9 protein-coding genes are annotated in these 11,926 nt (G+C 68.5%); 6 read left to right on the top strand and 3 right to left on the bottom strand.

Going from position 1 to position 11,926, the window contains the following annotated elements; all coding sequences use genetic code 11:
• The 5 genes from GRX31_RS29425 to GRX31_RS29405 all read left to right on the top strand — a co-directional run.
• The coding region (locus GRX31_RS29425; RefSeq protein ID WP_160856075.1) for a multicopper oxidase family protein at positions 1-1,249 on the top strand (1,249 nt) is incomplete at its 5' end.
• A 20-nt stretch (positions 1,250-1,269) separates the two neighbouring features.
• On the top strand, positions 1,270-1,761 hold the full coding sequence (locus GRX31_RS29420; protein WP_046242186.1) for a cupredoxin domain-containing protein: 492 nt from the start codon (positions 1,270-1,272) through the stop codon (positions 1,759-1,761).
• Between the two features lie 34 nt (positions 1,762-1,795).
• A complete protein-coding gene (locus tag GRX31_RS29415) occupies positions 1,796-2,305 on the top strand; it encodes a DUF411 domain-containing protein (protein ID WP_160856073.1) in 510 nt (169 codons plus the stop codon).
• Between the two features lie 15 nt (positions 2,306-2,320).
• On the top strand, positions 2,321-2,722 hold the full coding sequence (locus tag GRX31_RS29410) for a copper-binding protein (RefSeq protein WP_043791475.1): 402 nt from the start codon (positions 2,321-2,323) through the stop codon (positions 2,720-2,722).
• Positions 2,723-2,788: 66 nt separating this feature from the next.
• Entirely contained in the window at positions 2,789-3,799 is a 1,011-nt protein-coding gene (locus GRX31_RS29405) for a P1 family peptidase (protein ID WP_016449921.1), read from the top strand.
• Between the two features lie 6 nt (positions 3,800-3,805).
• Here the strand turns inward: GRX31_RS29405 and GRX31_RS29400 are convergent, their stop codons facing one another.
• From GRX31_RS29400 to ettA, 3 genes are all read right to left on the bottom strand, one after another.
• The gene (locus GRX31_RS29400) at positions 3,806-4,951 is read right to left on the bottom strand and encodes an FAD-dependent monooxygenase (protein WP_026062174.1); all 1,146 of its coding nucleotides are present in this window, start codon (positions 4,949-4,951) and stop codon (positions 3,806-3,808) included.
• Positions 4,952-5,121: 170 nt separating this feature from the next.
• Positions 5,122-7,728, bottom strand: a complete 2,607-nt coding sequence (locus GRX31_RS29395; protein ID WP_160856071.1) for a DUF1631 family protein — start codon at positions 7,726-7,728, stop codon at positions 5,122-5,124.
• A 60-nt stretch (positions 7,729-7,788) separates the two neighbouring features.
• Entirely contained in the window at positions 7,789-9,450 is a 1,662-nt protein-coding gene (ettA, locus tag GRX31_RS29390; protein ID WP_016449924.1) for an energy-dependent translational throttle protein EttA, read from the bottom strand.
• Positions 9,451-9,717: 267 nt separating this feature from the next.
• Here ettA and GRX31_RS29385 point away from each other — a divergent pair, with 267 nt between their 5' ends.
• Positions 9,718-11,526 carry a DEAD/DEAH box helicase gene (locus GRX31_RS29385; protein WP_160856069.1) on the top strand — a complete coding sequence of 603 codons (1,809 nt, stop codon included), beginning with the start codon at positions 9,718-9,720 and terminating at the stop codon, positions 11,524-11,526.
• Positions 11,527-11,926 lie beyond the last annotated feature (400 nt).

Genomic DNA, 11,926 nt, shown 5'->3' with positions numbered 1-11,926 from the left:
GCCCAACGGCCGCCCCTACCGCCCCGTGGTCACGCTCAACGGCTGGACCACCCCCTGGCGCATGAACGCAGGCGTCAAGGAATTCCACCTGGTGGCCGAGCCCGTGGTGCGCGAGGTGGCGCCGGGCTTCTTCGTCAACATGTGGGGCTACAACGGCCAGAGCCCGGGACCGACCATCGAGGTGGTGGAAGGCGACCAGGTCCGCATCTTCGTGACCAACCGCCTGCCCGAGCACACCACCGTGCACTGGCACGGCCAGCGCCTGCCCAACGGCATGGACGGCGTGGGCGGCCTGACCCAGCCGCACATCCCGCCCGGCAAGACCTTTGTCTACGAGTTCACGGCGCGCCGTCCCGGCACCTTCATGTACCACCCGCATGCCGACGAGATGGTGCAGATGGCCATGGGAATGATGGGCCTATGGATCACGCACCCGAAGGCCGCGCACCCGCAGATTGCCGAGGTCCAGCGCGACTACGCCTTCCTGCTGTCGGCCTACGACGTGGAGCCCGGCTCCATGACGCCACGCGTGGCCGAGATGACGGACTTCAACATCTGGACCTTCAACAGCCGGGTGTTTCCCGCCATCAGCCCCGTCGTCGCCCGGCGCGGCGACCGCGTGCGCCTGCGCGTGGGCAACCTGACCATGACCAACCACCCCATCCACGTGCATGGCCACGAGTTCGAGGTCACGGGCACGGACGGCGGCCCCGTGCCCCGGTCCGCACGCTGGCCCGAGGTGACCACGGACGTGGCCGTGGGCCAGATGCGGCAGGTGGAGTTCATCGCCGACGAGCTGGGCGACTGGGCCCTGCACTGCCACAAGAGCCACCACACCATGGGCGCCATGGGCCACGACACGCCGACCATGATCGGCGTGGACCACCGGGGCCTGGTCGGCAAGATCCAGAAGATCGTGCCCGACTACATGGTCATGGGCGAGCGCGGCATGGGCGACATGGCCGCCATGGAGATGCCGCTGCCCGACAACACCTTCCCGATGATGACGGGCACGGGCCCCTTCGGCCCCCTCGAGATGGGCGGCATGTTCACCACCCTCAAGGTGCGCGAGCAGCTGGGCGCCAACGACTACGGCGACCCGGGCTGGTTCACCCACCCCGAGGGCCGCGTGGCCTATGAATGGAAGGGGCCGGCGGCCGAGGCCTCCGCACCGCGCCAGACCACGCCCGGCCAGTCTCCCGGCGCACCCAGCGTGCGCAAGCCCGGTGCGGGCCATGAGCACCACTGATGCCATCCAAGGAGCACCTCATGAACACCTTTGCCCTCCTCCTTGCCACCGCACTGCTTGCCGGCCCCGCTGCCGTCTTCGCCCATGGCAGCGAAACCCACGATGACGCTCCCAAGGCCGCCGCGGTCAAGGAGCAAAAGCCCTGGGGCATTGCCGGCGATGCCTCGGCCGCCCGGCGCACCATCACCCTGGACATGAGCGACAACATGCGCTTCACGCCAGAGCGCATCAGCGTCAGGCGCGGCGAGACGGTGCGCCTGCGCGTGGCCAACAAGGGCCAGGTCATGCACGAGATCGTGCTGGGCACGCCGGCCTCGCTGGACGAGCACGCGCAGATGATGCTCAAGTTCCCCACCATGGAGCACGGCGAGCCCTACATGGCCCATGTCTCGCCCGGCCAATCCGGCGACCTGGTCTGGAATTTCAACCGCGAAGGCAGCTTCGACTTTGCCTGCCTCATCCCCGGCCACTACCAGGCCGGCATGCGCGGAACCATCACGGTGACGCAATGAGCGCGCCACTTCTTCCCCCCTTCAGGAGCACCCCATGAAACATGAACGCATGGCATCCGCCCACCCGCGCCGCAGTGCGCTGCGCCGCATGGCCCTGGCCTGCACGGCATTCGCCGCCCCTTCGCTGTGGGCGGCCGCACCCACGGCCCGCATCCCGGTCGAGGTCTGGAAGGACCCCAACTGCGGCTGCTGCCAGGACTGGGTGGTGCACATGGAGCACAACGGCTTTGCCGTCACCGTGCACGACACCGGCAACAGCACCGTGCGCGCCAGGCTGGGCATTCCGGCGCGCCTGGGCTCCTGCCACACGGCCCTGGTCGAAGGCTATGCGCTCGAAGGCCATGTGCCTGCGGCCGACGTGCACAAGCTGCTCAGGCAAAAGCCCAAGGCGGTAGGCATTGCCGTGCCCGGCATGCCCGTGGGCAGCCCCGGCATGGACGGCCCCGAGTACGGCGGCCGCAAGGACCCCTACGAGGTGCTGCTGATCACCAAGAACCTCATGAACAGCGACGTTTCCACCCGCACCTTCACCAGCTACCGCTGACCCCCGGAGCACACCATGCACAACACAGTCCTCCTTGTTTCCCGTACGTCCCGTACGTCCCGTACCGCCCTTGCCGTGCGCCTGGCACTTGCCGCCGCGCTGATCCCGGCCTGGGCCTGTGCCCAGGCCACGGCCCACGACCATGCGGCGCATGGCGCGCAATCTGCCGAAACCGCACCCGCCGCCGCCAGCCAGGACCTCAGCGAAGGCGAGGTCACGCGCTGGGATGCACGCACCAGCAAGGTCACGCTGCGCCACGGCGAACTCAAGAACCTGGGCATGCCGCCCATGACCATGGTCTTCCAGCTGCGCGTGGCAGCACCCGAGCCCGCCCTCAAGGCTGGCGACAAGGTGCGCTTTCGCGCCGAGCAGGACCAGGGCGCCTTCGTGGTCACGCAGCTGGAAGTGCTGCGCTGAAGACCGGGTGCAGGGCTGCCGTTTCGGCTAAGGTGAAGGCCTGTCCATCACAGAGCAGAGCAGCGCATGCCAAGCACCGACTCAGACCCCGGCTCCATCACCCGCGTACAGGGCATCGAGGTAGGCCACCACACCGATGCCCGCCGGCCCACGGGCTGCACCGTCGTGCTGGCGCGCGGCGGTGCCGTGGGGGGCTGCGATGTGCGTGGCGCCGCCCCCGGCACGCGCGAGACCGACCTGCTGCATCCCTCCAACCTGGTGCAGCAGGTGCATGCCGTCATGCTGTCGGGCGGCAGCGCCTGGGGTCTGGACGCGGCCAGCGGCGCCATGCGCTGGCTCGATGAGCAGGGCATAGGGCTGGATGTGGGCGTGGGCCGCGTGCCCATCGTGCCGGCCGCCGTGCTGTTCGACCTGGCGGTGGGCGACAGCCGCATCCGCCCAGGGGCCGATGCCGGCCATGCGGCCTGCCAGGCCGCCAGCGCCGCGCGGCCTGCCGAGGGCAATGTGGGCGCCGGCATGGGCGCCTGCGTGGGCAAGGTCTTCGGCATGGATCGCGCCATGAAGGGCGGCATCGGCACGGCCTCGCTCACCGTGCACGGCGTCACCGTGGGCGCGCTGATCGCCTGCAATGCCGTGGGCGATGTGGTCGATCCCCACAGCGGCGTGCTGCTGGCCGGCGCGCGCAGCCCCGATGGCCGCCAGCTGCACGACACCTGCCGTGCCTTGCTGCGCGGCGAAGAGCCCCGGCCGCTGCTGGCAGGCACCAACACCACCATCGGCGTGGTTGCCACCGATGCACGCATCACCAAGGCCCAGGCCCAGCGCCTGGCCGTGGTGGCCCATGACGGCCTGGCACGCGCCATACGACCCGTGCACACCATGAGCGATGGCGATACCCTGTTCGCCCTGGGCACGGGCCTGGCCGAGCACTCGCTGGGCATGCTGACCCTGTCCGCCATGGCCGCCGAGGCCGTGGCCCTGGCCACGGTGCGCGCCGTGCTGGCCGCGCAGTCGCTGACCACGGCCGAAGGGCTGGAGCTGCCCTGTGCCAGGGAGCTGGCCGCCTGCCGGCCCTGACCGGGTTCAGGCCTGCAGTGCCACCGCCCAGGCGTCGTAGCCGTAGACGCCATCGGCATTGCCACCGGCGCGCAGCCAGTTGTTGCCGCGCGAGCCGATCTGGATCTCGCTGGTGCGCTGCATGCGCATGGCCTGGTAGCGCGCCAGGGCAGCGGGCACCTGCTGCGATCCCTGCGCAGCGTCCAGGTTGCGCGCCAGCACCACGGCATCCTCGATGGCCATGCCCGCACCCTGGGCCATGAAGGGCATCATCGGGTGGCAGGCATCGCCCAGCAGCGTGATGCGGTCCTGCGACCAGGCCGGCAGGGGATCGCGCTCGTACAGCGCGGTCTTGAGCACCGTGTCGCAGGCGTCGAGCAGCGCCCGCGCGTCGGGATGGAAATCGGCATAGAAGCCGCGCAACTCCTCGACGCTGCCCGGCGTGGTCCAGGATTCCTCATGCCACGATTCCTGGGCCGTGGTGGCAAAGATGAAGGTATCGCGCCCCTGATTCAGCGGAAAGGTCACGATCTGGCTTTGCGGCGTGGCACCCCACCATTTGGTGAAGGCCTGGATGTCGGGCACATGGCGCACGCGCTCGGTAGGCACCACCGCGCGGAAGGCCACCACGCCCGTGAAGCGCGGGCTTTCGGCGCCGAACAGGGCCGCACGCACCACGGAGTGGATGCCGTCCGCGCCAATGAGTGCGTCCAGCCCGGCCACTTCGCTGCCATCGGTGAAGGCGATGTCCACGCCTTGCCCCGTCTGCGTGATCTGGCTGGCGCGCTTGCCCAACTGCACCTGGTCCAGCGGAAAGGCATCGGCCAGGGCCGCCAGCAGGTCCGCGCGGTGGATGGTGAGCTGGGGTGCGCCGTATTTGCGCTCGGCCTCGTCACCCATGGTCAGGCGCGAGGTTTCCTCGCCCGTGTCCCAGTTACGGCTGATGCGGTGTGTGGGCCGTGCGGCGCTGGCGCGCACGGCGGCGGCGATGTCGGCGCCCAGGCCATCGAGGGCGCGCACGGCATTGGGCGTGAGGTTGATGTCCGCGCCCACGCGCAGGAACTGCCGGCTTTGCTCGAACACCAATACTTCATGCCCTGCCTGGTGCAGCGCATTGGCTGCCGCCAATCCGCCAATGCCTGCTCCGACGATGCCTATCCTCAAACGCGCCATGGTTCCTGTCTCCTGCTGGTGGGGTCTATTCGGTGGTGATGCGCCCCATGATCCGGGGCGCATCGATGCAGGACATTGTCTTTTTGACGCGCCTCAAGCCTCAACCTCCGCAACGCCCGAATTGGGCACGATTCGTCCCCATCGGCGCCGGCGCATGTCCGGCAGGCGCCTCAGTCCACGCGCCGCAGCTGCCCTTGCGCCAGCAGCTTGTCGCGCATGCGGCGCGTCATGGACTGGGTGCTGCCATCGGTGGCCGTGAACAGGAACAGCGTCTGCTGCGGGCTGACCCAGGTCAGCTGGGTGCGGATGCTCTGCCGGGCATTGGACAGCTCTACCCAGGTGCCCAGCGCCCAGTCCTCGGAGACCACGGGCGCCACGGGTGCCACAGGTTCAGGTGCAGGTGCCACGGATGTCGCATGCGGCGTCACCTGGGGCCCGGCAGGCTCGCCAGGCATCCTGGTCGGCGACGCCGCAACGGCCGGGGGGGCAGGCAGCTCGTCCTGCAGCGCCTCGGGCAGCTCCAGGTCCTGCTCGGTCAGGGTGGCCATCTCGTGCGCCATATCGCTCGCCATGGGCTGAGGCACATCCAGCGGCACCGGCATGGAGGCCGCCACGCCGAACAACGACTGTGGCAGGCGCGCTGCCGAGGAGCCGGGCCTTGCCTGGACGGGCCTGGCCTGGCCGGGCCCGGCAGCATCGAACCGGGAAGGCAGGGACGCCAGCACCGAGTCCGACCCATAGACGGTGGGCGGCACGGAGTCCAGATAAATATCCACGCTCTCTATGGGCTGGCGGACCACACCCGCATCCAGCGCATCCTGGTGCAGGCCGGCCAGGCGCGCGGCAAAGGCCTGGATCTCCTCCTCCGTGCGCCCCACGCTGCGCAGGCCGGCGCGCAGCCGGGCCTGCAGGCGCGGCGCCAGCGCCACCAGCCGGTCGGTATCGCGGCCGGCGTGTGCGGACACGCTCCACAGCAGGCTGGGCACCAGGGCGAGGTAGCCGCCGGGGTCGCGGGCCTCGCTGCCGTCCACAGGCTCCTGGACGCTGGCAATCACCTGGGCCCACGGCCCCGTGGCGAATTCCAGGATGTCATCGGGTACGCCCTGGGCACTGGGCAGGCGCCGGATGGCGGCTGCGATCTGCTCGGCCCGGGGCATGGCGGTTTCCGGCCAGCGCGGGTCCGCACGCCGCCCTTCCACGCGCCGGAGCGCGGCCGAGACGGGGCCGGTCACCGTGCCATCTTCAGGCGCTTCGCTCGGGCCCACGGGCTGCATGCCGCTGCCGCCCCAACCGTCACGCAGCTGCTGCAGTACCGTGGCAAAGGCCGATGCATCGGCGCGCTGCAGGGCCGCCAGCCGCATGGCAGCGGAATCGGCCACCTGCAGGAACTGGCCATAGCCCGGTGCAGACTCACTGTCGAACCACAGGCTGCGCGCCGTCAGCTCGTCGAGCAGCTGGCGCGCAGGGTGATTGCGGTCCTCGAAAAAGCGCGTGTCCTGGACCACCAGCTGCTGCAGCAGCGGCTCCAGCCGGCCCACCGTGCGCTGCACGGAAGGCAGCAGGCGCGTGTCGGCGGCCATGAAGCGCATCATGCGCTGCAGCGTATGCAGCGCCGCGCCGTCGTCGGCGCGCGCGCCCGGGGGAGGCTCCTGCGGCTCCTGCGGCTGCAGGGCCTGCATCAGCTGCTCCAGCTGGGCCGAGTGGTGCTGCACGGACTCCAGCGCCATGCAGCTCAGCGAGGTCCAGCCTTCGGGCAGCGCCGCCAGCACGGTGGGTGCCGTCTCGCTGCCCTGCCAGGCGGTGGTCTGCAGGCGGCTTGCGCCGTCCACGGCCGGCGCAAACTGCCCGGGCACGGGATAGGCGGATGGTTGGGCCAGCGCCAGCATGGAAGAAGGCGCCGCAGCGGGCGCCTCGCGGTGTGAATCCATCCAGCGGGGGTCGGACAGCAGGGCGGCCACCAGGCGCCGCGTCAACTCATCTTCCTGCGCCTGCTGGCCGAAGGCGCCGTAGGCGCGGCTCTGTGCCACGGCATCGCCATAGTGTGAAGGCGCACGCCAGCGGTTCGGCCCCGGCATGTCGGTCTGGCGCCGGCCCGGCTCGGGCGGCGGTGCCACGCCATAGGCGGCAGGCTGCACGCCCTGGTCGCGCAGGGACTGGGCCACATGGCCGTACTCGGATACCAGCAATGCGCCCAGATGCTCGCGCATGAAGCCCAGCCAGCAGGCGGCGCATTCGGGCTCGACCCCGGTGTCGTCGATCACGCGCTGCAGCGCCTGCACATAGTTGTGGGGCCTGAGCGGGTTGCGTTCGGGCTGGACACGGTCCAGGCCCTGGATGGCGCTGACCAGGGCATCGAGCTCGGCCAGTGCGATCTCCACCTGCGGCGCCACATGCTGCAGCAGGCGCTGGTGGGCCAGCTGCGACTGCAGCACGGAGTCATCCAGCAGGGAGAGGGAGGCGAAATCGGTGGTGCCGGGCACACCGGACGCACCGGACATGCCCGGCACCGGCGGCCAGGCGGCAGCGCCACCGGATTGGCCAAAGCATTCCAGCAGCGCCAGCCCATAGCCTTTGAGCATGGCGGCCCGGTGGCGGGCCAGCAATTCCAGCGCCTCGGGGATTTCAGCGCGGCGCGGCAGGCCGGAGCCAGGCAGCTCGGCCTGCTCCATGGCATGAGCCGTGCGCTGCAGCAGCCGCAGGATCAGCGCCTCCGAGCCGCGGACAGCCTGCACCAGGCAGGCCTGCAACGCGGCAACAGAAACGGGTGGAGGATTCATGGCCCGAAGAATACAGGCTCCAGCCCGTGCCGGAGGCGCTTTGAGGCTTGCCTTTGATGCTTACTTCAGTGCCTTGTAGCGCATGCGCTTGGGCTTGGCACCTTCTTCGCCCAGACGCTTTTTCTTATCGGCTTCGTACTCCTGGTAGTTGCCGTCGAAATACACCCACTGCGAATCGCCTTCGGCGGCCAGGATGTGCGTGGCGATGCGGTCGAGGAACCAGCGATCGTGGGAGATCACCAGCACCGTGCCCGCGTACTCCAGCAGCGCATCTTCCAGCGCGCGCAGGGTTTCCACGTCCAGGTCGTTGGAGGGTTCGTCCAGCAGCAGCACGTTGCCGCCCTGGATCAGCGTCTTGGCCAGGTGCAAGCGGCCGCGCTCGCCGCCGGAGAGGTTGCCGACCTTCTTTTGCTGGTCCTGTCCGTTGAAGTTGAAGCGGCCTGCGTAGGCGCGCGAGGCCATCTGGAACTTGCCGACGTTGATGATGTCCAGCCCGCCCGAGATGTCTTCCCACACCGTCTTGTCGTTGGCCAGCGCGTCACGCGTCTGCTCCACATAGGCCATCTTGACCGTCTGGCCCACGATGACTTCGCCGGAATCGGCCTGCTCGCGCCCCGCGATCAGCTTGAACAGCGTGGACTTGCCGGCGCCGTTGGGGCCGATGATGCCGACGATGGCGCCAGCGGGGATGTTCATGGTCAGGTTGTCGATGAGCACGCGGTCGCCAAAGCTCTTGGTGACGTTGTTGAACTCGATGACCTGGGTGCCCAGGCGCTCGGCCACAGGAATGAAGATTTCCTGGGTTTCATTGCGCTTTTGGTATTCGAAATCGCTCAGTTCCTCGAAGCGCGCGATACGGGCCTTGGACTTGGCCTGGCGGCCCTTGGCGTTCTGGCGAACCCACTCCAGTTCCTTCTTCAGGGCCTTGGCACGGGCTTCCTCGCCCTTTTGCTCGGACTCCAGGCGGTTTTGCTTCTGGATCAGCCACTCGGAGTAGTTGCCCTTGTAGGGAATGCCGTGGCCACGGTCCAGTTCCAGGATCCACTCGGCAGCGTTGTCCAGGAAGTAGCGATCGTGGGTGATGGCCACCACGGTGCCGGTGAAGCGGTGCAGGAACTGCTCCAGCCATTCCACGGACTCGGCGTCCAAGTGGTTGGTGGGCTCGTCCAGCAGCAGCATGTCGGGCTTGGACAGCAGCAGCTTGCACAGCGCCACGCGGCGCTTCTCGCCGCCGGACAGCTTGCCAATCACGGCGTCCCAGGCCGGCAGGCGCAGGGCGTCGGCGGCGATCTCCAGCTGGTGCTCGGAGTCGGTGCCGGCAGCGGCGATCTTGGCTTCCAGCTCGCCTTGCTCGGCAGCCAGCGCGTCGAAGTCGGCGTCGGGCTCGGCGTAGGCGGCGTAGATTTCATCGAGGCGCGCGCGGGCCGCGTTGACTTCGGCCATGGCCTCTTCCACGGCCTGGCGCACCGTGTGCTCTGGATTGAGCTGAGGCTCCTGCGGCAGATAGCCGATGGACAGGCCCTGCATGGGCAGCGCCTCGCCTTCGAATTCCTTGTCCACCCCGGCCATGATCTTGAGCAGCGAGGACTTGCCAGAGCCGTTCAGACCCAGCACGCCGATCTTGGCGCCCGGGAAAAAGCTGAGAGAGATATCCTTCAAGATCTGCCGCTTGGGCGGCACGGTCTTGGTGAGGTGGTTCATCGAAAAAACGTATTGAGCCATTCTGGTCCGAGTACTTGAATCGTTGATTTCTGCAAAAACCGGGCAACAAATCGGTTGCACGCCAGCCGTGATTATCGGCGCATGCGACAATACCCTGCGTTGCGGGTTCCAGTTGCCCGTGACATCAGCATTCCAGCTGGGGACGATGGACGCTGTTTTCCAGGCTCCCGACATTGAACCTCATCCGCCTACGACTGGTCCGGCAACCGCCCTGGTTGCCTCGGCAGGCTGATACCCAGCGCCCCGGACGGGCGCATCTTTGATCACATGACATTTGAAGAACTGAATCTGGCTCCCGCCATTCTGAAGGCCGTGCTTGAGGAGGGTTACGAGAACCCGACTCCCATCCAGGCACAGGCCATTCCGGCGGTGCTCGCCGGCCACGACCTGCTGGCAGGCGCCCAGACCGGCACCGGCAAGACCGCGGCCTTCACCCTGCCCATGCTGCACCGCCTCTCGCAAGGCCAGGTGCCGCGCAACAAGTTCGGCGGCAAGGGCATCCGCGCCCTGGTGCTGACGCCCACGCGTGAACTCGCAGCGCAGGTCGAGGAATCGGTGCGCAGCTACGCGAAGTACCTGGACATCAACTCCACCGTCATCTTCGGCGGCGTGGGCATGAAGCCCCAGATCGACCGCATCAAGAAGGGCGTGGACATCCTGGTCGCCACGCCGGGCCGCCTGCTGGATCTGCAGCAGCAAGGCTTCATGGACCTGTCCACCGTCGAAGTCCTGGTGCTCGACGAAGCCGACCGCATGCTGGACATGGGCTTCATCCACGACGTCAAGAAGGTGCTGGCCCTGGTGCCCAAGGAAAAGCAAAGCCTGCTGTTCTCGGCCACCTTCAGCGACGAGATCCGCGACCTGGCCAACGGCCTGCTGCGCAATCCGCAGTCCATCCAGGTCACGCCCAGCAACACCACCGTGCAGCGCATCACCCAGGTGATCCACCCCGTGGGCCGCGGCAAGAAAAAGCAGGTGCTGCTGCACATCATCAACGAGAACAACTGGAGCCAGGTTCTGGTGTTCACGCGCACCAAGTTCGGCGCCAACAACGTTGCCGAATTCCTGACCAAGAACAACATCAGCGCCATGGCGCTGCACGGCAACAAGAGCCAGAGCGCACGCACCCAGGCACTGGCCGGCTTCAAGACCGGCGAGCTGCGCGCACTGGTGGCCACCGACATCGCTGCACGCGGCATCGACATCGATGAGCTGCCGCACGTCGTGAACTACGAAATCCCCAACGTCTCCGAAGACTACGTGCACCGCATCGGCCGCACGGGCCGTGCCGGGCGCGAAGGCCATGCCGTCAGCCTCGTGTGCATGGACGAAGAAGGCTTCATGATGGACATCGAGCGCTTCACCAAGCAGGAAATCCCCGTGCAGGTGCTCGAAGGCTTCGGCCCGGAAGAAGGCGAAGTGGCCGAACCCATCGCCATGGGCCGCCAGACCATCTGGGGCGGCGCGGGCAAGCCGCCCAGCCGTGACGTCATGCAGGCCGCCGCCAAGGCTGCGCGCCAGGAAATGATGGACCGCATCCGCACCAACAAGGCTGCCCAGCCCGACCGCGGCGGTCGTGTAGGCGGCCGTGGCCAGGCAGCACCCAAGGCAGGCTCGGACGAAGGCCGCTCCGAAGGCCGCTCCGAAGGCAGCGCAGGCGGCCAGGGCCGTGGCCGCAACCACGCCGGCGCAGGCGCCAACAACAAGCCGCGCCGCGACCGCTTCGACGGTCCGGGCAACGGCTCCGGCGCTGCTCACCGCCCCAAGGCAGGTCCCCAGAACGCCCCCCGTCGCGGCCCGCGTCCTGACGGCGAAGGCGGCGGTGGCCGTCGCTTCGACGACCAGCCCCCGCGCGCTGACGCCCACCTGGGCACGCAGCTCGGCCATGCACGCAGCAGCGGACCGCGCGGCGGCGCCGGTGGCGGCCAACCCGACCCGATGCGCACCAGCGTGGACACCATGGCCGAACGCGGCCGCCGCGGCGGCGGTGGTTTCAACCGCGGTGGCGGCGGCGGCGGTGGTGGCTTCGGCGGCGGTGGCCGTGGCGGCTCCTCGCGCGGCGGCTACGGTCGCTGACCTGCACTGAATACCCGGCGTGCCAGGCGGCATGCCGGGCATTGCACCAGCCCAAAGGGCTGCATCTCCCCGGGGCTGCAGCCCTTTTGCATTGCACAGATTGCGCCTTCAGCCGACAGCGCGCCGCAAGCCTGCATGGCTATCATCCCGATAGCATTGCGGCCTGCGGCGACTGAAGGCCGCACCCCTTTTCCCGGATTCCCCAAGATTCCCCACGACTGGTTCCTCAAGGCCACGCCATGACACTGCTGACTCCACCCGCCATACCCTCCAGCCAGCGCCCCGATCCGGAGCTGCCACAGGGCCGGCTGCGGTGGTCGGCCCTGGCATGCACCGCCCTGCTGGCCGCCTGCTCCAGCACGCCGCTGCCGCCCTGGCCCACGTCCTCCAAGCCCCAGGT

Source organism: Delftia sp. CH05 (genome assembly GCF_009827015.1).
Lineage (GTDB): Bacteria > Pseudomonadota > Gammaproteobacteria > Burkholderiales > Burkholderiaceae_C > Comamonas > Comamonas tsuruhatensis.
The sequence above is the reverse complement of the archived record's forward strand: the minus strand, read 5'-3'. Positions and strand labels throughout refer to the sequence as shown.